The organism is Amycolatopsis sp. CA-126428, assembly GCF_002904335.1.
GTDB lineage: Bacteria > Actinomycetota > Actinomycetes > Mycobacteriales > Pseudonocardiaceae > Amycolatopsis.
On sequence record NZ_PPHF01000178.1, the window covers coordinates 35,981 to 60,521 of the forward strand.

Below are 24,541 nucleotides of genomic sequence, written 5' to 3' on the forward strand. Positions count from 1 at the left end.
TTCCCGCGCACTCCGCCGGACGACACGCGTGACGGGGAAGCCGACACGCGTGATCCGGGAGCCGACACGCGTGATCAGGAGGACGACACGCCGGGGGACCCCGGCCTGCGCCGTGTCGACCCTTCAATCACGCGTGTCGACCTTTGAATCACGCGTGTCGACCCGTTGCGCACGTCAGGACTTGAGGGTGGCGACGAGTTCGTAGGAGCGGATGCGGTCGGCGTGGCCGTGGACCATCGTGGTGACCATCAGCTCGTCCGCGCCGGTGTCGGCCAGGAGCTGCTCGAGTCCCTTTTGGACGGTTTCCGGCGAGCCGACGATGCTGGAGCCGAAGCGCTCGGCCAGGAACGCGCGGTCCATCTCGGTGTACGGGTACTCCGCGGCTTCTTCCGGTGTCGGCAACGCGATCGGGCGGCCGCGGCGGAGGCTGAGGAACGTCAGCCCGCTGGGGCCGGCCAGGAAGCGGGCGCGCTCGTCGGTTTCGGCGGCGACCACGGACACGCCGAGCATCACGTACGGCTCGTCGAGCACCCCCGGCCGGAAGTTCTCGCGGTAGAGCTGGACGGCCGGGACCGTGTTCTCGGCGGCGAAGTGGTGGGCGAAGGAGAACGGCAGGCCGAGCCGCCCGGCGAGCTGGGCGCTGAAGCCGCTCGAGCCGAGCAGCCACACCGGCGGCTGGTTGCCCTCGGCCACCACCGCGTTGACGCCGCGGGCCTCCGAATGGGTGAAGTAGCCGATCAGCTCCTGCAGGTGCTCCGGGAAGTTTTCGGCGGACAGCCCGCCCGGGCCGCGCAGCGCCAGCGCCGTGCGCTGGTCGGTGCCCGGCGCGCGGCCGATGCCGAGGTCGATGCGGCCGGGGTGGAACGCCTCCAGGGTGCCGAACTGCTCGGCGACGACCAGCGGCGCGTGGTTGGGCAGCATGATGCCGCCCGACCCGACGCGGATCCGCTCGGTGGCGTCGGCGACGTGCCCGATCAGCACGACGGTGGCCGAGCTGGCGATGCCGGGCATGTTGTGGTGCTCGGCCAGCCAGTAGCGGTGGTAGCCCAGCCGTTCCGCGGCGCGGGCGAGGTCCAGGGTGTTGCGCAGCGTCTCGCCGACCGTGTTCCCCTCCGAAACGGGGGACAGGTCGAGCACGGACAGCGGCACGTCAGGCAATGAGCTCACAACCGGGGTCAACGCCCCGGTGCCGTCAATGCTTCCCGAATCGCGGCCGGATCGTCCCCGCTGAACGTCACGACGCCGTCCGGACGCACGAGCAGCGCGTCCGCCGGGGCGTCCGGGCAGGCGGCTGTGACGATCTTCACGCCCGGACCGGCGGCCTCCCGCAGGTCGGCGCGGTCGGCGAAGTCGAACAGCACGGTGGGCGCGTCACGCATGACTTCCGCCACCCGGGTCGGCTCGCCGCCGACGGTCAGCGGCAGGTCGGGCACGTACGGCAGCTCGTCGGCGTCCCGCAGGAGCCCGGCCAGGTGCCGGGTCGCTTCGGGCAACGCGGCCAACTCGCCGAAGAGCGTCCGCAGGGCGTCGCCGTCCTCGCCGGTCAGGCGGTCGAGCAGGGCCTGGACCCGGGTCTGCGTCAACGTCCGCGCCGCCACCGGGCGCCGCTCGGCGTCGTAGCTGTCGAGGAGACTCTCCGGAGCCGAACCGCAGACGACGGCGGCGAGCTTCCAGCCGAGGTTGACGGCGTCGAGCAGCCCGACGTTGAGCGCCGACCCACCGGCAGGAAAGACGTGCGCGGCGTCGCCCGCGAGCAGCACCCGCCCGGCCCGGTACTGCGAGGCGAGCTGCGCCGAACTCGCCGTCCGCGACAGCCAGAGCGGTTCGCCCAGCGGCAGGTCGGTGCCGAGGACCCGCCGGACGGCGTCGCGGAACTCGTCGAGCGTCGGCTCGCCGGGCGGCTCCGGCGTCACTTCGCGCACGCCGGCGATCACGACGCCCGGCGTCAGCGAAGTCACCAGCACCCGGCCGCCGGGACGGCGGTTCCAGCCGCGCTCCAGTCCCGCCACCGTGGCGAAGAGGTCCACGTCGGCCCGGAAGTGCCCGAGGCGCATCAGCTCGTCGCCGGTGGTGCCGGGGAAGCCGATGCCGGCCAGCTCGCGGACGCGGCTGTGTGCGCCGTCGCAGCCGGCGATGTACCGCGGCTCGATGCGGTACTCGCCGTCCGGGCCGCGGACGGTGCCGAGGTCCACCAGTTCGTGACCCCGCCGGATTTCGGCGCCGAGCTCGGTCGCGCGCTCCTCCAGCAGGGCCTCCATCCGTGGCTGCTGCAGCATGAGCGTGCGCAGCGGCGCGTCCGGCCCGGAGAAGCGGAGGGGGACCGGCCCGAACGGGAAGCCGGGGACGGGGCCGGCGAACGCCGCTTCGGCCCGGAACCGGTCCAGGAGTCCCCGGTGGTCGAGCTGCTCGACGATCCGGCCGCCGAGCCCGTTCGCCCGCGGCCGCCGGTCCGGTTCGGTCCGCCGGTCCAGGACCACCACCTTCGCGCCGCCGAGCCGCAGCTCCGCCGCCAGCATCAGGCCCACCGGGCCCGCTCCGATCACCGCTACGTCCATCACGCCCTCCAGAGTGTCAGTTCAAACTGACGACCATGTCAGGCTAGACTGACACACCATGGAAGCGGAAGAGCTTTCGGGACGCGTCTCGGAAACGGACCCGGCGGTGGCGTTGCGGGCGGTGGGCGCCCTGCACCGGCTCGCCGAGCAGGTCGAAGCGGCGGCCGTCGCGCACGCACGGGAGCGGGGCTGGTCGTGGGAGCAGATCGGGGACGCGCTCGGCGTCGCCCGGCAGTCCGTGCACGCCAAGTACGGGAAGTGAGGTCCTCGTGCTCGACCGGCTGATCGCCAAGAGCCCGTTCGCCGTGGTGGTGACGGCGGCCCTGGAGGAGTCCCGCCGCCGCGGCGACCGGCGGCTCGGCACCGAACACCTGCTGCTGGGCCTGTTGCACGACCCGGACAGCGCGCTCGCGCTCGGCATCGGCCTGGCCGAGGCCCGCGCGGCCCTGGACCGCCTGGACCGGGCGGCCTTGGCGGCGCTCGGCATCGAGGTCGAAGGCCTCCGCCCGGCCGAAGTCCCGGCGCGGCGCGGAAAGCTGACCCTCGGAGCGTTCACCTCCGGTGCGCGCGCGGTCGTCAACGAGGCGATCGGCGGGACGCCCCGGCCGCGCGATCCGGCGCGGCTGCTGCGCGTGCTGCTGAAGCTGGCCCCGCCCGACCCGGCGGCCGATTTGCTGGCGGAACTCGGCGTCGACTCCGAAGCGGTTCACCGGTCGCTGGATTCCCGCACCTGATCGCGCGCTTTTGGCTACGGTGGGCGAATCGGTGAATGAGCCACAGGGAGGACCGGGTGCCGCGTCCCGAGCGACCCTTGGATCCCGGGGACGATCTGCTCGTCGAATTCGCCGCCGATCTCCGGCGGTTGCGCGAGAGCGCCGGAAATCCGACCTACCGCGAGCTCGGGCGGCGCGCGCACTACTCGGCGGGAACGCTCTCGGAAGCCGCCGGCGGGCGGAAACTCCCCAGCTTGGCCGTCACGCTTGCCTACGTCCGGGCCTGCGGCGGGGTGCCGGCGGAATGGGAGGAACGCTGGCACGCCGTCGCCGAAGAGTCGCGTGCGGACGGTACCGATTCACCGCGCGAGCCGGAACCCGGGGAAACTCCGCCGTATGTCGGGCTGGCCGCTTTCACGCCCGCCGACGCGGACCGATTCTTCGGCCGCGAACGGCTCGTCGAAAAAGTTGTCGAACGGCTCGGGAGACAGCGTTTTCTCGCCGTCCTCGGCGCGTCCGGTTCGGGAAAGTCGTCCCTGCTGCGGGCCGGGCTGCTGCCTTCGGTGAAGGGGCCGGCCGTGCTGCTCACCCCGGGGCACCGCCCGCTGGAGGAGTGCGCGGTCAAGTTCGCCGCCGCGCTCGGCGTCGCGCCCGGGGCCCTGTTCGACGACTTCGCCGCGCACCCGAGCCACCTCGGCCTAGCCGCGCGTCAGCTGGCCGACGGCGAGGACGAAGACGTCGTGCTGGTCGTCGACCAGTTCGAAGAGGTCTTCACCCTCTGCCAGGACGACCAGGAACGGGCCCGCTTCCTCGACGCGCTCGTCACCGCGACCACCGAACCCGGCAGCCGCACCCGGGTCGTCCTCGGCATCCGCACCGACTTCTACACCCACTGCGCGCGGCACGCCGAGCTCGCCGAGGCCATGCAGGACGCCCAGATCCTGGTCGGCCCGATGACGACCGAGGAGCTCCGGCAGGCGATCTCGCGGCCCGCCGTCGACACCGGGTACCGCGTCGAGAACGCCCTGGTCTCCCGGCTCGTCGCCGATGCCACCGGCCAGCCCGGCGTGCTGCCGCTGCTTTCGCACGCGCTGCTGGAGACGTGGCGGCGCCGCCGCGGCACCACGCTGACCCTCGCCGCGTACGAGTCGGCCGGCGGCATCGAGCGGGCCATCGCGCAGACGTCCGAAGGCACTTTCGCCAAGCTTTCCCCGCGCCAGCAGCGGCTGGCGCGGCAGATCTTCCTCCGCATGACCGCCCTCGGCGAAGGCACCGAAGACACCAAGCGGCGCATCGGCCGCGCCGAGCTCGACGCCGACGACACCGACACCGCCGTGGTTCTCGCCGAGCTGGCCGCGGCCCGGCTGGTCACCCTCGACGACACCGGCATCGAGATCGCCCACGAAGCCCTCATCCGCGGCTGGCCGCGGCTGCGCGAGTGGCTCACCGAGGACCGCGAAGGCCTGCGCGTCCACCGGCAGCTCACCGAGGCGACCGGCGCCTGGGAGTCCGTCGACGAGGACCCCGGCTGGCTCTACCGCGGCACCCGGCTGGCCATCGCCCGGGAGTGGGCCGCGCACCAGGATTCGGCGCTGTCGCGGCGCGAACGGCGGTTCCTCGACGCGAGCCTCGCCGTCGAACACGCCGAGCGGGACCGCGACCGCCGCCGCACCCGGCGGCTCCGCCAGCTGGTCGCGCTGCTCGCGGTGCTGCTGGTCGTCGCCGTGGCCGCCACCGCCTACGCCGTGCGCGCCGAGACCACGGCCACCGAGCAGCGCAACGACGCGCTCGCCTACAAGGTCGCCGGCCAGGCGCTGGCCATGCGCGCCACCAACCCCGCGCTGGCCGCGCAGCTCGCGCTCGCCGCGTACCGCCTCGATCCCGGGGCCGACGAGCGCAGCGGCCTGCTCGGCATGTTCGGCACGCCGTACGCGACGCGGCTCACCGGGCACACCGGCCGGGTCAACACCGTCGCCCTCCGCCCGGACGGGCGGGTCATCGCCACGGCCAGCTGGGACGGCACGGCCCGGCTCTGGGACGTCCACGACCCGCACCACCCGGTGCCGCTGGGCGTGCTCGCCGGCCACGAAGGCAACGTGAACAACGTCGCCTTCGCGGCCGACGGCCGGACCGTCGCCACCGCGGGCTTCGACGGCACCGTCCGCGTCTGGGACGTCTCCGACCCGGCGCGGCCGGGGCCCGGCACGGCGATCGAGCGGCACCAAGACGTCAAGGCGTACGCGGTGGCCTTCAGCCCGGCCGGGCCGCTGCTGGCGACCGCCGACTTCAAGGGCACGATCCGGCTCTACGACACCACCGACGCCGCCCACCCGCGGCCGGCGGGGGAGCTGACCGGGCACACGTCCTACGTCAACAACCTCGCCTTCGGCGGCGACGGCCGGCTGCTCGCCTCCGCGTCGGCCGACGAGACCGCCCGCCTCTGGGACGTCGCTTCGCGGACCCAGCTCGGCGTCGTGGCCGGGCACACCGACGTCGTGCACTCGGTGGCGTTCAGCCCCGGCCGGCCCGTCCTCGCCACGGCGAGCCAGGACCAGACCGCGCGGCTGTGGGACATCGCCGACCCGGCCCACCCGGCGCCGCTGGCCTCGCTCACCACGCACAAGGCGATCGTGCGCTCGGTGGCCTTCGCCGCCGACGGGCACACGCTCGCCACCACCGGCTTCGACCGCACGGCCCGGCTGTGGGACGTCGCCGACCCGCGGCAGCCGCGTGAGCTGCAGTCGCTGCCCGGGCACACCAGCGCGGTCGTCGCCGCGGTGTTCACCCGCGACGGCCGCACCCTCGCCACGGCCAGCGACGACCAGTCCGCCCGGCTCTGGGACCTGCCCGGGCCCGCCGTCGCCGCGCACACGGCCCAGGCGTGCCACGTCACCTTCGGCCCCGGCGGCAAGCTGCTGGCTTCCGGCGGCTACGACGGAACCGTGCGGCTGGACGACCGCACCGACCCGCGCGCGCCGCGGGAGGCGGCCACGATCGGCGGGTTCGGCGACGCGGTCTGCGGCGTCGCGATCAGCCCCGACGGCCGGACCCTGGCCACCGGCAGCTGGGACCACACGATGACACTGCGGGACATCACAAACCCGGCCGAGCCCGGGCCGCCGGTGGTGTTCAACCGGCTCCACGACGACGTCGACGCGGTCGCCTTCAGCCCGGACGGCCGGCTGCTCGCCACCGCGGGCGACGGCCACACGGCCCGGCTCTGGGACCTCGCCGACCGGACCCGTCCGGTCGAGATCGCGAAGCTCGAGGGCCACGGGGACGACGTCCACACCCTCGCTTTCCGCCCGGACGGCCGGACGCTCGTCACCGCGGGCTGGGACCACACCGCGCGGCTCTGGGACATTTCGGCGCCCCGGGCCCCGCGGCCGCTCGCGAAGCTGACGGGCCACACCGACACGATCTTCTCGGTCGCCTACAGTCCCGACGGCCGGCACGTCGCCACGGCGAGCGCCGACCGCATGGTCCGCCTGTGGGACGTCACCGACCCGGCGCACGTGCCGCCCCCGGTGGTGCTGGACGGCCACGCGGACGTCGTCATGTCGGTGTCCTTCAGCGGCGACGGCCGGACGCTGGCGTCCGGCAGCTACGACCGGACGATCCGGCTGTGGGACGTCGCCGCGGCGACGCCGTACGCGGTCCTGCCCGAGCAGCGCGACCGCGTCTACGCCGCGCAGTTCGCGCCGGACGGCCACACCCTGGCGGGCGGGGGCGCGGACGGCACCGTGCGGTTCTGGGAGGCCGATCCGGACCGGGCGGCCCAGCGGATCTGCGCGGCGGTGTCACCCCGGATCACCGAAGCCGAGTGGAGGGAAAGCTTCCCGGACCTCGGCTACGCCCCACCCTGCCCCTGATCACCGTGCCGGGGGTTTGTTCGGCGTTGTTGTTCGGTGGGTGAGCGCGGACACCGAACAACCCGGATCGGCTAGACATGCCCTTGGACGCGCTCGCGTCCCACGACGTTCGTTTCACCGGGGGTCTGAAGGGCTCCTTCGAGGGCACGGGAACCCGCCCCCCGCCCCCCGAAGGGGCCCTTCAGCGTTCTGCCGCGCCGGTCGTGAGTGGTAAGGAGGGTTAGAACCCTCCTTACCACTCACGACCGGCGCGGCAGGGGTCAGGCGGCGGGGATCCAGTCCGGATTCGAGGCCAGCACGATCAGCTGCTGCGTCGCGCGGGTCAGCGCCACGTACAGCACCCGGCGGCCGGTCGTCGATTCGGTGATCAGGTCGACCGGCTCCACCAGCACCACCGCGTCGTACTCCAGGCCCTTCGAATCCAGGCTGCCGACGACCTTCAGCCGCTCGTCCGCCTGCCCCGACAGCCAGCCCGCGACCTCCGGCACCCGGTCCATCGCGGTGATGACGCCGACCGTGCCCTCGACCGCGCCCAGCAGTTCCTTCACCGCCGCCTGCGTCGCCGCGGCCAGGCCGGCCGCCTCCACCGGGCGGACCTCCGGCTCCACCCCGGTGCGGCGGACCGCCACCGGCAGCTCGCCGGACTCCGCGTGCCCGGCCACCACCTTCGCCGCCAGGTCGAAGATCTCGGCCGAGTTCCGGTAGTTCGTGCGCAGCGTGAACCGCCGGCGGGCGGTCTTGACGCCGAACGCCTGGTCGCGCGCCGAAGCCGCCTCCGCCGGGTCCGGCCACGAGCTCTGCACCGGGTCCCCGACCACCGTCCAGCTCGCGTACTTCCCGCGCCGGCCCACCATCCGCCACTGCATGGGCGAAAGGTCCTGGGACTCGTCGACGACCACGTGCGAGTACTCGTCGTAGTGCTCCGGCCGCGTCGGCGCGCCGCCCGAGCGCTGCGGCTCGACCTCGATCACCTGGCGCCGCTTGCGCTTCGGCTCCGGCCCGGTCAGGACGCGCAGCTCGTCCAGCAGCGCCACGTCCGCGATCGACCAGCCCCGCGACCGGTCCGCGAAGTCCGCGGCCAGCATCGAGATCTCCGGCCGGTTCAGGACGCCCTTCGCCGCCGAGGCCAGCCGCTTCTCGTCGCCCAGCCACTTGAGGATCTGCGCCGGGTACAGCACCGGCCACCAGACGACGAGGAAGCGGTGGAAGTCGATCCGCTCGCCCAGGTCGGTGATCAGCTCGGCGCGGTCGAACGGCCTGCCGTCGTCCTTGGCGTGCTCCTCGGCCTTCGCGGCGAGGGCGTCGAGCAGCATCTCGGCCGCCCGGATCCGCGACCGGTTCGGCGGCGCGCCCTGCGTGTGGGCCTTGCGACGGATCTTCTCCAGCTCTCGCGCGTTCAGCTTCAGCACTTCGCCGCGGTAGACGATCCGCATCTCCTCCGGCGCCTCCGGCGGCGTGTCCCGCAGCGCCCGCAGCAGCACCTTCCGCATCCGCAGCGACCCCTTGACGGCGGCGAGCGGCGCCGCGTCCTGCCGCGTCGCCTCCAGGCCGTCGAGGACTTCGCCGAGCGCGCGCAGTTCGACGTTCGTTTCCCCCATGGAGGGGAGGACCCGCGAGATGTAGCTGGTGAACACGCCCGACGGCCCGATGACCAGCACCCCGGCCCCGCCGAGCTGACGGCGGTAGCGGTAGAGCAGGTAGGCGGCGCGGTGCAGCGCGACCGCGGTCTTGCCGGTGCCCGGGCCGCCGGTGATCTCGGTGACGCCCCGCCAGGGCGCCCGGATGACCTCGTCCTGCTCCTTCTGGATGGTCGCGACGATGTCGCGCATCTTCTCGCCGCGCGAGCGGCCCAGCGCCGCCATCAGCGCGCCCTCGCCGACGATCCGCATGTCCTCGGGGACGGCGTCGGCGATCAGGACGTCGTCGTCGACGTCGAGGACGTTCTGGCCCGAGCAGCGGATCACGCGCCGCCGCACGACGTCCATCGGTTCCTCGGCGGTGGCCTGGTAGAACGCGGCCGCGGCCGGCGCGCGCCAGTCCGTGACGAGGTTGTCGAACTCGGCGTCGCGGATGCCGAGGCGGCCGACGTAGGTGCGTTCGCCCTCGCGGTCGTCGAGCCGGCCGAAGACGAGGCCTTCGTACTCCGCGTCGAGCGTCTGCAGCGTCTGGTTGGCGTGGTGGACCATCATGTCGCGCTCGAACAGCATCGACGCCTGCTCGAAGATCGCCTCGCGCTGCGCCCCCTGGCCGATCTCGTAGCCCTTCGTACGCATCGCCTCGGCCTGGGCCTTCAGTTCGTCCAGACGGGTGTACACGCGATCGACGTGGGCTTGCTCGATGGCGATCTCGGCCCGTCTGACCCGAGGTTCGGACACGCATGGCTCCTTGACAGCTTTGGGATCGCCTCCGAGGGCGAAGAACGACTCTACGCGGTGGCCCGGGCGGGGACACCCGTGTCCCGGTCATCCGCGCCGCACGCGTTCCCCGACGCTTGCGGGGGTCCGGGTGGCGGAGCCCCCGGCGTGGGGTGCGGGGCGCGGCCCCGCAGGGCACTGCACAATCGGGGGGTGACCAGGATCGTGGCCGGGACGGCGGGCGGGCGGCGGCTGAAGGTGCCGCCGAAGGGCACCCGGCCGACGTCGGAGCGCGTGCGGGAAGCCCTGTTCAACGCCCTCGAGACGGCCGGCGAGCTGGACGGCGCCCACGTCCTCGACCTCTACGCCGGGTCCGGCGCGCTCGGCCTGGAAGCCCTCTCGCGCGGCGCGGCGGACGCGCTGTTCGTGGAGTCCGACCGGCGCGCGGTGGACGTCCTGCGCGGCAACGTCGCGGCGCTCGGCCTGGGCGGCACGGTCCGCGCCGGGGCGGTCGAGGCGGTGGTCGCGGCGCCCGCGCCCGCCTCGTTCGACCTCGTGCTCGCCGACCCGCCGTACGCCGTGGACGCGGCCGCGCTCGGAACCGTGCTGGCGGCGCTGGCCGCCGGCGGCTGGCTGGGGCCGTCGGCCCTGGTGGTGATCGAGCGCGCCGCCCGGGACGGCGAGCCGGACTGGCCGCCGGGCTTCGCGCCGGCGCGCGCGAAGAAGTACGGCGACACGGCCGTCTTCTGGGCGGAGTACACGGCTGTGTCGTGAACCACGCGGCGGAGACCGGGTCCGGCACGGTAGCGTCCGCGCCATGCGGCGTGCGGTCTGTCCCGGTTCCTACGATCCGGCCACCAACGGGCACCTCGACATCATCGAACGGGCCAGCGTGCTGTTCGACGAGGTCGTCGTCGCGGTGGGGGTGAACCGGTCGAAGAAGGGGCTGTTCGAGGTCTCCGAACGGCTCGACATGCTCCGCGAAATCACCGCGAAGCTGCCGAACGTACGGGTCGACTCCTGGGAGGGCCTGCTGGTCGACTACTGCCGCGACCACGACATCGCGGCGGTCGCCAAGGGCCTGCGCTCGGTCAGCGACTTCGACTACGAGCTGCAGATGGCGCAGATGAACCGCGAGCTCACCGGCGTCGAGACGCTGCTGATGGCGAACAACCCGGCGTACGGCTTCGTGTCCAGCTCGCTGGTCAAGGAGGTCGCGGCGCTCGGCGGCGACATCGAGCACCTGGTCCCGGCGGTCGTCTACGAGCGGCTTTCGGAGAAGTTCCCCAAGCTCGGGCGCTGACCCGCCACCGGGTCCACATCGGACCCCGGGTGTCCGGTTCCCGTCGTCCGGCCCCCTCCGTTCGTCGGGACTTGGGGCCGGTGGTGCGGGAGTTCACGTCGGCGTCTCCCGACGATCATCCGATCGAGTTACGGTCCGAAAATGGCCAACTACCGATCACGCCTGGTCGCGGTCCTCTTCGCGCTCCTGGCCACGCTGTTCGCCGGGGTCACCGCCGCCGCAGCGGCTTCCCCGGCTTCCCCCGCCGTCGTCGCGCAGAACGCGTGCGGGAACCTCTCCGGCTTCTCGCACACGACGCTTTCGGCGCTGCCGCCCGAAGCGACGAAGACGTACAACCTGATCCAGACCGGCGGGCCGTTCCCGTACCCGAAGAACGACGGTGTCGTCTTCGACAACCGCGAAGGCGTGCTCCCGGCCTGCGCCTCGGGCTACTACCACGAGTACACGGTGCCCACGCCGGGCTCGAGCACCCGCGGCACGCGCCGCATCGTGACCGGCAGCGCCGGCGAGTACTTCTACACCGGCGACCACTACGCCACCTTCAAGGTCATCGACGTCGGCGGCACGACGCACGCCTGCGGCGACCTCTCGGGCCTGGCGAAGATCGGCTACTCGCAGCTGTCGTCGGCGGCTCGCACGGTCGTCGACAACGTCCGGAACGGCACTTCGGCCGGCACGACGTACGAGAACCGCGAAGGCGTGCTCCCGGCCTGCGCGTCCGGCTACTACAAGTTCTTCACCGTCGGCACGAACGACCGCGTGATCTCCGGCAAGGCGGGCGAGCTGGCCTACACCCCCGACCACTACGCGACCTTCAAGCGGATCGACCTGAATTCCTGAACCGTGCAACGCGCCGCGCCCCCTCGTCCGTGAGGTACACCGGAACGAGGACGAGGGAGGCGCGATGCGGGCTGCGGAGGACGCGGACTTCCGGGAGTTCGCCCGGGCGCGGGCGGGTGCGCTGAGACGGACGGCGTACCTGCTGTGCGGCGACTGGCACCTCGCGGAGGACCTCGTCCAGGTCGCGCTGATCAAGCTGTACCGGGTCTGGCCGAAGGTCGCCCGGCGGGGGCCCGTCGACAACTACGCCCGGCAGGTCCTGCTGCGCTGCTGGCTCGACGAGCAGCGGCGGCCGTGGCGGCGTCGCGAACGCCGTGACGGCGTCGTGCCGGACCAGCCCTCTGCCACGCCCGAGGCCGGGATTTCCGGCCCGCTCCTGCGCGCCCTCGCCGAGGTTCCGCCGAAGCAGCGCGCCGCCGTCGTCCTCCGCTACTGCGCCGACCTCCCGGCCGCGGAGGTCGCGGAGGTGCTGCGCTGCTCGGAAGGAACCGTGCGGAGCCAGGCCGCCCGCGGGCTCGAGACCCTCCGGGGCGTGCTCGAGCACAGCTCGGAGAGGAGCGCGTGATGCACGAACTCGAAACCCGCCTGCGCGAGCTGGACGTCCCGGAACCGCCGCTCGGCTTCGACCCGGACGACGTCGCCGATCGCGCGGCCCGGCAGGCCCGGAAACGCGGGGCGGGGATCATCGGCACCCTCGCAGCGGCCTCGGCCGTCGCGGCCGTGGCGGTGTTCGCGCCCGGTCCGGCGCCCGTGCCGCCGGCCGGTCCGCCGTCCCCGCCCTCGCTCGCCGAGCAGTCCCGGATCCGGCTGGCGCTCGCCGACGCCGTGACGCGGGCGCTCCCCGGCGTCCACGACCTGACCTTGGGCCGGTCGCCCGCCGACAGCATCGGGCCGGAGCGGATGGGCGTGACGGCCGAGTTCGTCGACGCGGACGGACGGCCCGGCAACTTCCAGCTGACCGTCCGCGGCCCGGGGGCCGCGGGCGAGGTCGTCCCGGCCGACCGGCTCTGCACCACGCCGGTTTCGGCGGGGCGCTGCACCCGGGTGCCCCAGCCCGGCGGCGGGCTGCTGGTGCTCTCCGAGCTCGTGTACCGGGACCGGAACGGTGACCCGGTGCGCGACGGCACCGTCGGGTTCCTCTACCGCCCCGACGGCTCGACGGCGGTCGTGATCGGCGGTCTCGGCTACCCGCTGACCGAAGAGCAGCTCACCGAGGTGATCACCGATCCGGCCTTGACGCTGTATTAGGAACTCCGGCGCCGGGCGTGGTCCAGGGGGACACGCCCGGCGCCGGTCGCGTTCACCGCTTCGGCGCCCGATGCGGGCAGACTGGACACAGCGACAGGGGATTGGAGTTGCCGTGTACCGGGTTTTCGAGGCGCTCGACGAGCTCGTCACGATCGTCGAGGAGGCGCGTGGCGTCCCGATGACGGCCAGCTGCGTGGTACCCCGGGGTGACGTGCTCGAGCTCCTCGACGACGTCCGCGACGCACTGCCGGCGGAGATCGACGACGCCCAGGACGTCCTCGACAAGCGCGACGATTTGATTCATGCGGCCCGCAAGGAAGCGGGCGAGACGGTGGCGGGCGCGAACGCCGAGGCCGAGCGCGCGATCGCCGACGCGACGGACGAAGCGGAGCGCATCCTCGCCGACGCGCGGGCCCGGGCGGAGCAGATGCTCGCCGACGCGCACGACCAGGCCGACCGCACGGTGGCGGCGGGCCAGGCGGAGTACCAGAACCTCACGGACCGGTCCCGCGCCGAGTCCGAGCGCATGGTCCAGGCGGGCCGCGACGCGTACGACCGGGCCATCGAAGACGGCCGCGCCGAGCAGGCGCGCCTGGTCGCCCAGACCGAGGTGGTCCAGGCGGCGCACGCGGAGTCGGCCCGCATCGTGGACGAGGCCCACGCGGAGGCGGACCGCCAGCGAGCGGACTGCGACGCGTACGTGGACGGCAAGCTCGCGGAGTTCTCGGAGCTGCTGGCGACCACGCTGCGAACGGTCGATTCGGGCCGCAACCACCTGCGCTCGCCGGCGAACCTGCCGAGCTCCGGCGGCCGGCCGACGCTCTACGACTACCAGGTGTGACGAGCTTCTCAGCCGGGCTTTGAGTTGCCGGGGGCGGTTGTCCACACTCCGCCCGGGTTGGGGACAAAAGCTCCCCACCTGCGGCTTTCCCGGCTTTTCGTCGGCCACCCCCGATAGACTGGACCCGGGGACGGCCCCCAGAGGGAGGGCGGGCGCGCGCGGAAGCGGCCACCCGCCGCACGACCTCGCCGGGTGCCAGCTCAAAAGGGGTGGCGGCCCGTGCGTACCCTGGACTGGATGTCCGAGAACAAGACCCCCCAGCTCGACGACCGCAGCCCGTGGGTGATCGACACCCGTGAGCTCGGCCGTCACGCCGGTCTCAGCCGCGCCCTCACGCGCAGCGTGCCGGTGGAGACGCCGCTCGGCGTCCCCGATGTCATCACCATCGAAGCCGGCTCCGAGCTGGAACTCGACCTGCTCCTCGAGTCCGTCGTCGAAGGCGTCCTCGTCAGCGGCACCGCGAAAGCGCTGGCGAAGGGCACCTGTGCCCGCTGCCTCGACCCGCTGACCGAAGAGGTCGAGGTCGAGGTCCAGGAGCTGTTCGCCTACCCGGGGTCGGCCACCGAGGAGACCACGGACGAAGACGAGATCCCCCGGCTGATCGACGACCGGATCGACCTCGAACCCATCGTCCGCGACGCCGTCGTGCTGGCCCTGCCGCTGGCCCCGCTGTGCACGGAAGACTGCGCCGGGCTCTGCATCGACTGCGGCGTCAAGTGGGCCGATCTCGAGCCCGGACACGGGCATGAGAAGATAGACCCTCGGTGGGCCGCACTGGTCGAGCGCTTCGACGAGAACGCGGGCGAAAAGCCTGCGCAAGGGCCCAGCTGAGCAAGCCTGACGAGCGTCCAGCTCGTTCCGGAGGAAAGTTCGCTCGCACCGCGAGCAGACCGTCATAAGGAGATCTACTCGTGGCCGTCCCGAAGCGGAAGATGTCGCGATCCAACACGCGCTCCCGCCGCAGCCAGTGGAAGGCGGCTCCGGTGCAGCTGGTGCCCTGCTCCAACCGCGCCTGCAAGCAGCCGAAGCTCCAGCACATCGCGTGCCCGTCGTGCGGCCAGCACAACGGCCGCCAGGTCGTCGAGCCCGCCTGATCGGGTAGCCGATATGGGGGGCAAGACGCCCGGGGGACCACCAGCCGATCCGGCGCCGTTGCTCGAAGCGCTCGGGGTCGTTCTCGACCCCGAGCTGCTCCGGCTGTCGCTGACCCACCGTTCGTACGCGTACGAAAACGGGGGGCTGCCGCCGAACGAGCGGCTGGAATTCCTCGGTGACGCCGTGCTCGGCCTCGTCGTCACCGATCACCTGTACAACACGCATCCCGATCTGCCCGAAGGTCAGCTCGCGAAGCTCCGCGCCAGCGTCGTCAACATGCACGCACTGGCGCGGGTGGCGCGCGGGCTCGGCGAGGGCGGGCTCGGGGCGCACCTGCTGCTCGGCAAGGGCGAAGAGCTCACCGGCGGGCGGGACAAAGCGAGCATCCTCGCCGACGGGCTGGAGGCCGTGATCGGGGCCGTGTACCTCGAACACGGCATCGAGATCGCGCGCAAGCTCGTCCACCACCTCTTCGACGGCCTGCTCGCCGAAGCGCCGCTGCGCGGGGCCGGGCTCGACTGGAAGACGAGCCTGCAGGAGCTGACCGCGTCGGCCGGCCTCGGCGTGCCCGAGTACAAGGTCGAAGACACCGGGCCGGACCACCGCAAGGAGTTCACGGCCACGGTGCTCGTCGCGGGCCGTCCCCTCGGCAACGGCGCCGGCTCGACGAAGAAGGAAGCCGAGCAGAAGGCCGCCGAGACGGCCTGGCGCTCGCTGTCCGCCGAACTCGAGGCGCAGAAGAAGGCCGAACCGGAGTCCTGATCAGCGGGAACTCCTGTTGACGCTTTCCCGGAACGCTCAGTAGCGTGTGGACATCCGCCGCCCGAAGCTCACTGAGAGGTTTGGCGGATGCGTCTGCTCTTCGTACCCTTGATCGCCGCGGCGCTGGTCGTCGTGCCCGGACCGGCGGCCTCGGCCGCGCAGGTCCGCGTCACTTCGCTCGCGGCACTGCAGTCCGCAATGGACAAAGCGAACCCCGGCGACACGCTCGTGCTCGCCGACGGCAGCTACTCCGCGGGTTCGACGCTGTCGATCAAGCGGTCCGGCACCGCCTCGGCGCCCGTGACGATCGCCGCGGAGCACACCGGCCAGGCGACCATCACCGGCTCGAAGACCTTCTCGTTCGCGAGCGGCGTCTCGAACGTGGTGCTGCGCGGGTTCAAGTTCCGGGGCAGCGCGAAGCTGAGCGTCCCGGCCGGCGCGCCGGGCAACCGCCTGACCCGCAACGACTTCCAGCTCACCACCGACGGCAACTGGGTGACGGTCAGCGGCGACGACACCGTCGTCGACCGCAACGTCTTCCAGAACCGCACCAGCCAGGGCGTGTTCCTGCAGATCCTCGGGCCGTCCGGCGCCATGGCGAAGCGCGTTCACGTGCACCACAACTACTTCTACAACCACCAGTTCAGCGGTTCGAACGGTGGTGAGTCGATCAGGCTGGGCCTCAGCGACCACCAGTCGTACCCGGCCAACGCGCTGATCGAGAACAACCTGTTCGAGAAGGCCGACGGCGACAGCGAGGCGATCTCGGTCAAGTCGTCGGACAACGTGGTTCGGTACAACACGATCCGCGACAGCCGGGGCTACATCGTGCTGCGCCACGGCAACCGCAGCACCGTCGAGGGCAATGTGCTGTTCGACTCCGGTATCCGGTTCCACGGCAACGACCACAAGATCGTCGGCAACTACGTGGCGAATTCCGGCGGCCGGGCGATCGTGTTCGGCTCCGGCAACGAAGCCGACAGCGGGCCGACGAGCAAGCTCCACGACCGGCCGGACCGCGTCACGGTCGCGTACAACACGGTGCTGGGCAGCAACAGCGTGATCGACGGCGACGGCGGCGACTTCAAGCCGAAGGACTGCGTGGTCGCGGACAACATCGTCAAGGGGACGTCGGGGACGCTGGTGACGTTGCCGAGCGGGTCGACGGTCAAGTACGAGGGCAACATCACCTTCGGCGGCACGGCGGGCGTTCCGTCGCGCAACGTCGACCCGAAGCTGGTCAAGGACGCCGCCGGGCTCTACCGGCTGGCTTCGGGCAGCCCGGCGATCGACGCGGGCGTGGGTTCGTACCCGTTCGCGGCGAAGGACTTCGACCTGCAGGCCCGCACCGGTGCTTACGACGTCGGCGCCGACGAGTACTTCGCGTCGGGCGCGACGCGGGTCCCGCTGACGAAGGCGGACGTCGGCCCCAGCGCGCCGTAACGGCGTCGTCCGGCGGCGCCGAACAGAAAGTGTCGTACCCGCCGGGCACAATGGCCGTATGCCCGAACTTCCCGAGGTCGAAGTCGTCCGCCTGGGCCTGCAGGCGCACGTCGCGGGGCGGACCATCCGCGAGGCGGAGGTCCTGCACCCGCGCGCCATCCGCCGGCACGCCCTGGGTGCGGAGGACTTCGCGCAGCGGCTCGCCGGCACCCGCGTCGAGGCGGCGCGGCGCCGGGGCAAGTACCTGTGGCTGGAGCTGTCCGACAAGGAGGCGCTGCTGGCCCACCTCGGCATGAGCGGGCAGATGCTCGTCCAGCCGGAGGGCGCGCCGGACGAGAAGCACCTGCGGGTCCGCCTGCGCTTCGACGACGACGGGCCGGAGCTGCGGTTCGTCGACCAGCGGACGTTCGGCGGCCTGGCCCTCGACGACCTCAGTGACATCGGCAGCGACGTCCTGCTCCCGGACACGATCGCGCACATCGCCCGCGACCCGATGGACCCGGAGTTCGACCTCGACGCGGCGGTGCGCGCGCTGCGGTCGCGGCGCACCGAGGTCAAGCGGGCGCTGCTCGACCAGACGCTCGTTTCGGGCATCGGCAACATCTACGCGGACGAAGCCCTGTGGCGCGCTCGCCTGCACTGGGCCCGTCCGACCGAAAAGCTGTCCCTCGCGAAGGGGCGGGAGCTGCTGTCCGCGGCGTCGGACGTGATGAACGCGGCGCTGGGGGCGGGCGGCACGTCGTTCGACGCGCTGTACGTGAACGTCAACGGGCAGTCGGGGTACTTCGACCGGTCGCTGGACGCGTACGGCCAGGAGGGGATGCCGTGCCACCGGTGCGGCACGGCGATCCGGCGGGAGCCGTTCATGAACCGTTCGTCGTTCTCGTGCCCGCGGTGCCAGCCGCGGCCGCGGGCGAACTCGGGTAGATAAAGGGGGTTCGCCATTCAGCTAAGATGAATGTGCCTGGTAGCTGAGGGAGTGCATCGTGGTCAAGGAGCCCGGAAAGTCGACGCTGGCCGACAAGATCGACCGGCTGTTCCACGTGGTCCGCAGGCCCGATCGGGAGCCGTACAGCAACGAAGAGGTCGCCAAGGCCTGCCGCGAAGCGACGGGTGAGAGCTTTTCGACCACGTACTTGTGGCAGCTGCGCACGGGCCGCCGCGACAACCCGACCAAGCGGCACCTCGAGGCACTGGCGCAGTTCTTCGGAGTCCCCCCGGCGTACTTCTTCGACGACGAGCAGAGCCGGAAGATCGCGGAGGAGCTGGCCCTGCTGGGCGCCCTGCGCGACGCCGGGGTCCGGGATTTGGCGTTGCGGGCGGTGACGTTGTCTTCCGACGGCCTGGACACGATCAGCGACATGATCGACGCGATCGCCCGGCGGGAGGCCGGTCGCGGCGGCCCGAAGAAGGAGAGCTGAGGGGACTCGCCATCGGGGGAGCTGCCGGGCGTTGGCGCGAAGCGCTGGTGCGGGTGGGGGTTCGCCTGCGGGCGTCTGCCCATCGGTACTTGCGGAACATCGCCCTGGGTTCGGGACTTGCCGCACCTCCGTGGGCCGTCGCCCGGTATCGTCGCGAATCGTCGTTCCGGCCGCCGAGCCGCCCGCGGGGCACCGTCTTCCGCGTCCGTGCGTCGGATTTTCGACGGCCGCGCAACCACGGGCGCTCTGCCGCGTTGATCCGGTTGGAACCGTCCGCGGCGTGGTGAAGGAGGGCTGAGGTGGCGCGACCATGGTGGCGGCGGCGACCGGCCCGCTCGCTGTGGCGGCGGGCCCGCGAGGTCGCCGACGGCGTCAGCCTGCCCGAACCGTTCGATGCCGAGGACTTCGTCGCGGGCCTGGCCGCCCAGCGCGGGCGCCCCATCGAACTCATGCCGGTCAGCGCTCCCGAAGGCGCGCCGTGCGGGTTGCTGATGAGCACCGAACGCGCCGACTACATCCTCTACCCGACGAACACGACCGCGTTGCACCGGCGGCACATCCTGCTGCACGAGGTCGGGCACCTGCTGTGCGGTCACGTCGGAGCCGACGCGGGCGCCGACGGCGTCGCCATCGATGCCGCCGCCGGACGGCAGCTCATGCCGAACCTTTCGCCGGAACTCGTCCGGCGCGTGCTCGGGCGCACCACCTACTCGGAGGTCGAGGAGCGCGAAGCCGAACTCGTCGCGAGCCTGCTCGCCCAGCGCGTCGTCCGGCCCGCGGAACCGCGCGAACCCGCGCCCGGCGTCCCGGAAGGCGTGCGGCGCTTCGATTCCTTGTTCGGCCGCCGCACGCCGTGATCGAAACCCTCGCCTACTACCTCTGCACGGCGGGCTTCGCCGGGTTCGGGTACAAGCTGATCGAGGCACGCCGCAGCCAGCCGGTGCGCACGATGTGGTTCCTCGCCGGTTTCGGCATCTGCATCGCCGCCGGCATCCTCGTGCTGACGCCGGCGATGTCGGCGCTGGCCGGCCCGGGCCCGGTGGCCGAGTGGGTCCTGAACCTGTCCGGCGACGAGCTGAAGCTGGGCGCGATCGGGTTCGCGGTCGCCTTCACGCAGTCGGTGTGGCGTGGCGAAGGCGCCCGCCTCGCCCCGCACGCGCTGTTCACCGCGGCGACGATGGTGCTGCTCGCGGCGTGCTTCGCGCTTTCCGAGCCGCGGCGCGTGGGCGACGACACGCTCTTTTCGGCCGCCGGCCTGCCGTTCGCCCTGGGCGACAAGGTGCTGTTCCTGGTGTACAGCCTGATCAGCCTCGGCCTGCTGCTCGCGGTGTTCGTCCGCAGCGCGTGGCACGCGGAGCCGGGACCGCTGCGCGCCGGGCTGTGGCTGCTCGTCGTCGGCGTGGGCGCGGCGGCAGCGTGGACGTTCTGGGACGTGGACGACGTCGTGCAGCTGGCGCGGACGGGACGGATCGGCGCCCGCGAGGACGTCCCGTCTTCGGTGCTCGCGGCCGTGACGATCGGTTTCGTGACGGCGGGAGCCACGCTCAGCGCGTGGTCACCGGCGGTGTCGTCGCTGGTCGGCCGGGTCCGCGCGTACCGGGCGTACCGCCGCATCGAGCCGCTGTGGACGGCGCTGCGCACGGCGGTCCCGGGCATCGCCTTGGACCCGGGCCGCAAACTGGCGGGCGGCGCGGAGTTCGCGCTGTACCGCAGGGTCATCGAAATCCGCGACGGCCACTTGGCGCTCCGAGCCCACTTCGACCCGGACCTCCCGGCGCGGGCGGAGGCGGCGGCGCGCCGGGCGGGAGTCCGCGAGGCGGAGGTGGCGGCCACGGTGGAAGCAGTAACCCTGGCGGCGGCGATCGAGGCGGGCCGCGCGGGTCGCCGCTTCGCCCGCGAGCCCGACCACCCGGCGGAACCGGACACGGAAGCGGACGTGGCCACCGAGGCGGCTTGGCTGGTCCAGGTGAGCCGGGCTTGGCGCCGCCTCGACGCGGTGGTGGAGCGAGTGGAGACAGCCACGCCCGCCTAGCCACCCCGAACGGCTCGCCGCAGCGTCCAGCTCGCTGCGGCGGCGCCCGGACCGCTCCCGGCGACGCCCGGCCCCGCAGCTGCGGCGCCCGGCTTGCTGCGGCGCCCAGACCACTGCGGCGCCCGGACCGCTCCCGACGGCGTGCCCGGCTGAGCCCCAAGCGCCCCGATGTGGCCTGGGGTGCGTGGGGGCACCGAAGGCGCACTGGGCCGGGAGGCGTTCCCGACCGCCTCCAACGCTCAGCGCGGGTAGCGGGCGCCGTTCACCGTCACCCTCAGGGTGTAGACCGAGCTGGAAGCGGTGATGAACAGCTCGTTTCCCCGTGCGCCGCCGAACGTGAAGTTCGAACACACCTCCGGGATGCGCAGCTTGCCGATTCTCGTGCCGTCCGGAGCGAAACAGTGCAGGCCGTCGTGCGCTGCCGCCCAGACCTGGCCCTCGCTGTCCACCCTCACTCCGTCGAAGCCGCCGCTGTCGCTCGTCGCGAAAATCTCGCCGCCGGTCAGCTTTCCGTTGTCCACCACGGAAAACACCCTGATGTGGCTCGGGTCCTGGCGCGTGTCCGCGATGTACAACCGCGACTCGTCCGCCGAAAACGCCAGGCCGTTCGGCCGGCTGAAGTCGTCCGCGACGATCGTCACCGAGCCGTCCGGGGCCGCGCGGTACACGTGGCAGGCGCCGATCTCGCTCTCGGCTCGGTACCCCTCGTAATCGCTGTCGATTCCGTAACTCGGGTCGGTGAACCAGATTGACCCGTCCGAGTGCTCGACCACGTCGTTCGGGCTGTTCAGACGCTTCCCCTGGTACTCCGACGCCAGCACCGTGATCGAGCCGTCGTGCTCGGTGCGCGTCACGCGGCGGGGTCCCTGCTCGCAGCTGATCAGCCGGCCCTGGCGGTCCACCGTGTGGCCGTTCGCGTACCCGGACGGCTGACGGAACACGCCGACCTGGCCCGTTGTCTCGTCCCAGCGCATTGTTCGGTCGTTCGGGATGTCGCTGAACACCAGGTAGCGGCCGGCCGGGAAGTACGCCGGCCCCTCCGTCCAGCGGCAGCCCGTGTGCAGGCGCTGCGTCCACTCGTCGCCGTTGACGCGCGCGAACCGCTCGTCCAGCAGCTGGAAGTCCGTCTTGATCAGGTCCACCGCTCACTCCTCCTGAAGTTCTGTCAGGAGCATGATGGCCGAACCACCCTCCGCCGTGCACACTACTGTGCAATGCGTGGTACCTTCCCAAGCGTAAGACTGGAGGGTGCAGTGGAGATCAGTCAGCTGCTCAAGGGCGTACTCGATCTCGCCGTTCTCGCGGTGCTCCGCGACGAAGACGGCTACGGGTACGACGTACTGAGAAGACTCCGGGCCGCCGGCCTGGACGAGGTGGGGGACGCGTCGGTGTACGGGACGTTGCGCAGGCTCTACAAGGCCGGATTGCTGACTTCGTACGTAGTACCCAGCGAAGAGGGTCCGCACCGCAAGTACTACAGCCTGAACGAACCGGGCCGGGTCCGGCTGGCGGAGTCCGGCAAGACGTGGCAGAGCTTCGCATCGACGATGAACGCGCTTTTGGGAGAGGCAGCATGAGCGACAAGCCGACGGCCGTGCGGGTGTATCTGGCGCGGGTCCGGACCGCGCTCGCCGACCTGCCCGCGAGCGAGATCGAGGAGATCCTCGAGGACGTCCGCCCGCACCTGGCCGAATTGGAGGCCGAGCTGGGGGAGGGTGCCCGCGTCGAGGCCCTGATCGAACGGCTCGGCTCGCCGGAGAGCTACGCCGCCGAACTGCGCGCGTCCGGCGGGTACCCGGCGCCGGGGGAGGGGAGCACGCAGGTGCTCGCGACGGGCGCGCCGAGCCTGGCGAAGCCGCGGATTGCGTTGTGGGGCCTGGTGTTCTGCTCGCTGGGGCTCGCCCTGCTCGCGTTCAGCGCCACCGTCTCCCGCAGCCTGGACGCCTTCAGCGGCCTGCTCCTGTTCGCGCCGGTCTTCTTCGTCAGCCTGGCGTTGCTGCTGCGCGGCGGGATCGAGCCGGTGCTGGCGCTGCCCGAGGTGCGGTGGCTGCGCGCCACGGTGGCGAAGGGACGCGAGCAGCAGGACACCGGCAAGTTCCTGCGCTACGCCGGTTCGCTCAAGCCGGCGTGGTGGGTGGTGTGCGCCGTCGTGCTGGTCGCGTTCGGGCTGCTGCTCATGCTGCGGCACCGGAGTGCGGTGCTGCTGCTGCCGCTGCTGATCCTCGCGGCCGTCGGGGCGCTGTGGGCGGGCCCGCGGGTCCGCACCGACCGGCGGCTGCTGTGGATGGCGGTGCCGATCTCGGCGTTCGTCATCGGGGGTGCCCTCGGCGGGTTCGGCATCGCGATCGACCTGTTCGCCCGCGGGAGCAGCTACTCGGGTCCGACGTCGTACTCCCCGTCTTCGGTCGACCACTACGGCAACGACCAGCTGACCTACGGCGGCCGCGAGGTCGAGAACGTCTACGCCTTCGACGCCGAAGGCAAGCCGCTGACCGAGGTCTACCTCTACGACGAAGCGGGCAGGCCGCTCACCGTGACCCGCTACGCCTGCGAACCCGCGACCGGCGGCACGCGCAAGCTCGGCGAGGACAACCGGTTCCCCCGGCCGAAGATCGAGCAGGGCCTCACCGACGACCAGGGCAACTACAACGGCTACAACGGCCACCGCGGCGCCTGCCGCGAGCTCGCCGGCGTGCCGTTCAGCGCGGCGATCCCGAAGGTGACGGTGCCGGCCGCGACCCCCACGCCGCCGCCGGCGTCACCGACGCCGACACCGACCAGGTAAGGGGGCCGCCCGGGCGCGTTCACCCGTTGCGAACGCGCCCGAAACGCCGGGCGAACGTGCGCGTGCTGAGCTGGGCGGGTGACGCCATCCACGGACAGCTTCGCCCCGCGCACCCGGGTCGTCCACGGGTACGAGCGCGCCTACCGGATGGCCGGGCGCGGGCCGGCCCTGCTCTTCCTGCACGGCATCGGCGACGACTCGTCGACCTGGCTGGAGCTGCTGGCGTCGCTGTCGGCCGACTTCACGGTGATCGCGCCCGACCTGCTCGGCCACGGCTCTTCGGCCAAGCCGCGCGCGGACTACTCGGTCGCGGCCTACGCGTGCGGGATGCGCGACCTGCTGACCACCCTCGACGTCGACCGGGTGACGGTGGTCGGGCACTCGCTCGGCGGCGGTGTCGCGATGCAGTTCGCCTACCAGTTCCCGGAACGGTGCGAACGGCTCGTGCTGGTCGGCTCGGGCGGGGTCGGCGCGGGCGTCCACCCGCTGCTGCGCCTGGCCGCGGCGCCGGGGGCGGGGCTGGTGCTGCCGCTGCTGGGGACGCCGCCCGCGGTGGCGGCGCTGCGCGGGTTCGCGGGGCTGCTGCGGCTCTTCGACGACGCGGACCTCGACTACGTGCTGACCCGCTACGCGCGGCTGGTCGAGCCGGGCACGCGCTCGGCGTTCCTGCGGACGCTGCGCTCGGTCGTCGACTGGCGCGGGCAGGTGGTCAACATGCTGGACCGGTGCTACCTGACCGAGGGCATCCCGACGCTGCTGGTGTGGGGCACGGAGGACAGGGTGGTGCCGAGCGGCCACGCGCTGCGGGCGCACCGGGCGATGCCGGGCAGCAGGCTGGTCCTCTTCGAGGGCGCGGGCCACTTCCCGCACCGGTCGGACCCGGAGCGGTTTCTCGAGATCCTGCGGGAGTTCTTGGCGGAGACGCCGCCGGCGCGGTACGACCGCGCGGGGTGGGGGAAGCTGCTGCGGGCGGGCCGTCCGGCGGAAGCTCCCGAGGCGGCGGGGATTCCGGACGCGCCGACGGTGTCGTCCGGGACTTGAGCGGGGTCCGCGGGTCTTGGCGGGGTGGCTGAGCGACCGCGGAGGCGGCCTCCTCGGTGATTCCCGGGGGCGGTCGGCTCGGTGAAGAGCCCGTCAGTGGCTGGGAGACGCCGCCGGCGCGGTACGACCGCGCGGGTTGGGGGAAGCTGCTGCGGGCAGGCCGGCCGGTGGAAGCTCCGGAGGCGGCGGGGGTTCCGGATGTGCTGTGCGTGGGTCGTCCGGTGGAAGCTCCGGAG

Annotated in this window: 24 protein-coding genes; 20 read left to right on the forward strand and 4 right to left on the reverse strand. The window is 72.4% G+C overall.

What is annotated here, in order from left to right; genetic code table 11:
• Positions 1-174 precede the first annotated feature (174 nt).
• A complete protein-coding gene (locus C2L58_RS45730; RefSeq protein WP_199191745.1) occupies positions 175-1,167 on the reverse strand; it encodes an LLM class flavin-dependent oxidoreductase in 993 nt (330 codons plus the stop codon).
• Between the two features lie 8 nt (positions 1,168-1,175).
• Positions 1,176-2,555 (reverse strand): FAD-dependent monooxygenase, encoded by a 1,380-nt coding sequence (locus tag C2L58_RS45735; RefSeq protein WP_199191746.1) that lies wholly within the window; start codon positions 2,553-2,555, stop codon positions 1,176-1,178.
• A gap of 58 nt (positions 2,556-2,613) precedes the next feature.
• Here C2L58_RS45735 and C2L58_RS45740 point away from each other — a divergent pair, with 58 nt between their 5' ends.
• Genes C2L58_RS45740 through C2L58_RS45750 form a run of 3 tightly spaced genes read left to right on the forward strand, consistent with a single transcriptional unit; the run spans position 2,614 to position 7,140 of the window.
• The gene (locus C2L58_RS45740) at positions 2,614-2,817 is read left to right on the forward strand and encodes a helix-turn-helix domain-containing protein (RefSeq protein WP_013223678.1); all 204 of its coding nucleotides are present in this window, start codon (positions 2,614-2,616) and stop codon (positions 2,815-2,817) included.
• A 7-nt stretch (positions 2,818-2,824) separates the two neighbouring features.
• Entirely contained in the window at positions 2,825-3,289 is a 465-nt protein-coding gene (locus tag C2L58_RS45745; RefSeq protein ID WP_103343872.1) for a Clp protease N-terminal domain-containing protein, read from the forward strand.
• 56 nt (positions 3,290-3,345) lie between these two features.
• Positions 3,346-7,140, forward strand: coding sequence for an nSTAND1 domain-containing NTPase (locus C2L58_RS45750; protein ID WP_441296379.1), 3,795 nt, complete (start codon positions 3,346-3,348; stop codon positions 7,138-7,140).
• Positions 7,141-7,400: 260 nt separating this feature from the next.
• Here C2L58_RS45750 and C2L58_RS45755 read toward each other — a convergent pair whose 3' ends face one another.
• Positions 7,401-9,515, reverse strand: coding sequence for a HelD family protein (locus C2L58_RS45755; RefSeq protein ID WP_103343874.1), 2,115 nt, complete (start codon positions 9,513-9,515; stop codon positions 7,401-7,403).
• Positions 9,516-9,707: 192 nt separating this feature from the next.
• On the opposite strand from C2L58_RS45755, the gene rsmD reads away from it, so the two are divergent.
• The 14 genes from rsmD (at position 9,708) to C2L58_RS45825 (ending at position 20,479) form a co-directional block, all read left to right on the forward strand.
• Positions 9,708-10,268: a 16S rRNA (guanine(966)-N(2))-methyltransferase RsmD gene (gene rsmD / locus C2L58_RS45760; protein ID WP_199191747.1), complete on the forward strand. Its 561-nt coding sequence runs from the start codon at positions 9,708-9,710 to the stop codon at positions 10,266-10,268.
• A gap of 43 nt (positions 10,269-10,311) precedes the next feature.
• Positions 10,312-10,797: a pantetheine-phosphate adenylyltransferase gene (gene coaD / locus C2L58_RS45765; RefSeq protein ID WP_103343876.1), complete on the forward strand. Its 486-nt coding sequence runs from the start codon at positions 10,312-10,314 to the stop codon at positions 10,795-10,797.
• Positions 10,798-10,938: 141 nt separating this feature from the next.
• Entirely contained in the window at positions 10,939-11,637 is a 699-nt protein-coding gene (locus tag C2L58_RS45770) for a ribonuclease domain-containing protein (RefSeq protein WP_103343877.1), read from the forward strand.
• A gap of 64 nt (positions 11,638-11,701) precedes the next feature.
• Positions 11,702-12,202 carry a SigE family RNA polymerase sigma factor gene (locus C2L58_RS45775; RefSeq protein WP_103343878.1) on the forward strand — a complete coding sequence of 167 codons (501 nt, stop codon included), beginning with the start codon at positions 11,702-11,704 and terminating at the stop codon, positions 12,200-12,202.
• Entirely contained in the window at positions 12,202-12,885 is a 684-nt protein-coding gene (locus C2L58_RS45780) for a hypothetical protein (protein WP_103343879.1), read from the forward strand. Before C2L58_RS45775 ends, C2L58_RS45780 begins: the two co-directional genes overlap by 1 nt.
• 112 nt (positions 12,886-12,997) lie before the next feature.
• Positions 12,998-13,726, forward strand: coding sequence for a DivIVA domain-containing protein (locus tag C2L58_RS45785; protein WP_103343880.1), 729 nt, complete (start codon positions 12,998-13,000; stop codon positions 13,724-13,726).
• A 237-nt stretch (positions 13,727-13,963) separates the two neighbouring features.
• Positions 13,964-14,557: a YceD family protein gene (locus C2L58_RS45790; protein WP_199191748.1), complete on the forward strand. Its 594-nt coding sequence runs from the start codon at positions 13,964-13,966 to the stop codon at positions 14,555-14,557.
• Between the two features lie 80 nt (positions 14,558-14,637).
• Positions 14,638-14,820: a 50S ribosomal protein L32 gene (gene rpmF, locus C2L58_RS45795; protein WP_013223689.1), complete on the forward strand. Its 183-nt coding sequence runs from the start codon at positions 14,638-14,640 to the stop codon at positions 14,818-14,820.
• A 13-nt stretch (positions 14,821-14,833) separates the two neighbouring features.
• A complete protein-coding gene (rnc, locus tag C2L58_RS45800; protein ID WP_199191749.1) occupies positions 14,834-15,583 on the forward strand; it encodes a ribonuclease III in 750 nt (249 codons plus the stop codon).
• Positions 15,584-15,670: 87 nt separating this feature from the next.
• The gene (locus C2L58_RS45805; RefSeq protein WP_103343883.1) at positions 15,671-17,026 is read left to right on the forward strand and encodes a polysaccharide lyase 6 family protein; all 1,356 of its coding nucleotides are present in this window, start codon (positions 15,671-15,673) and stop codon (positions 17,024-17,026) included.
• 58 nt (positions 17,027-17,084) lie between these two features.
• Positions 17,085-17,957, forward strand: a complete 873-nt coding sequence (gene mutM, locus C2L58_RS45810; protein ID WP_103343884.1) for a bifunctional DNA-formamidopyrimidine glycosylase/DNA-(apurinic or apyrimidinic site) lyase — start codon at positions 17,085-17,087, stop codon at positions 17,955-17,957.
• 55 nt (positions 17,958-18,012) lie between these two features.
• Complete coding sequence (locus C2L58_RS45815) at positions 18,013-18,447, forward strand: helix-turn-helix domain-containing protein (protein WP_013223693.1); 435 nt, start codon at positions 18,013-18,015, stop codon at positions 18,445-18,447.
• Positions 18,448-18,746: 299 nt separating this feature from the next.
• On the forward strand, positions 18,747-19,304 hold the full coding sequence (locus C2L58_RS45820; RefSeq protein WP_233226303.1) for a hypothetical protein: 558 nt from the start codon (positions 18,747-18,749) through the stop codon (positions 19,302-19,304).
• Positions 19,301-20,479 carry an MAB_1171c family putative transporter gene (locus tag C2L58_RS45825; protein WP_103343885.1) on the forward strand — a complete coding sequence of 393 codons (1,179 nt, stop codon included), beginning with the start codon at positions 19,301-19,303 and terminating at the stop codon, positions 20,477-20,479. Before C2L58_RS45820 ends, C2L58_RS45825 begins: the two co-directional genes overlap by 4 nt.
• Positions 20,480-20,718: 239 nt before the next feature.
• Here C2L58_RS45825 and C2L58_RS45830 read toward each other — a convergent pair whose 3' ends face one another.
• Positions 20,719-21,621: an SMP-30/gluconolactonase/LRE family protein gene (locus tag C2L58_RS45830; protein WP_103343886.1), complete on the reverse strand. Its 903-nt coding sequence runs from the start codon at positions 21,619-21,621 to the stop codon at positions 20,719-20,721.
• A 111-nt stretch (positions 21,622-21,732) separates the two neighbouring features.
• Here C2L58_RS45830 and C2L58_RS45835 point away from each other — a divergent pair, with 111 nt between their 5' ends.
• The 3 genes from C2L58_RS45835 (at position 21,733) to C2L58_RS45845 (ending at position 24,305) form a co-directional block, all read left to right on the forward strand.
• Positions 21,733-22,056 carry a PadR family transcriptional regulator gene (locus C2L58_RS45835; protein ID WP_013223697.1) on the forward strand — a complete coding sequence of 108 codons (324 nt, stop codon included), beginning with the start codon at positions 21,733-21,735 and terminating at the stop codon, positions 22,054-22,056.
• The gene (locus C2L58_RS45840) at positions 22,053-23,264 is read left to right on the forward strand and encodes a DUF1700 domain-containing protein (protein WP_103343887.1); all 1,212 of its coding nucleotides are present in this window, start codon (positions 22,053-22,055) and stop codon (positions 23,262-23,264) included. Before C2L58_RS45835 ends, C2L58_RS45840 begins: the two co-directional genes overlap by 4 nt.
• 78 nt (positions 23,265-23,342) lie before the next feature.
• Positions 23,343-24,305: an alpha/beta fold hydrolase gene (locus C2L58_RS45845; protein WP_103343888.1), complete on the forward strand. Its 963-nt coding sequence runs from the start codon at positions 23,343-23,345 to the stop codon at positions 24,303-24,305.
• Positions 24,306-24,541 lie beyond the last annotated feature (236 nt).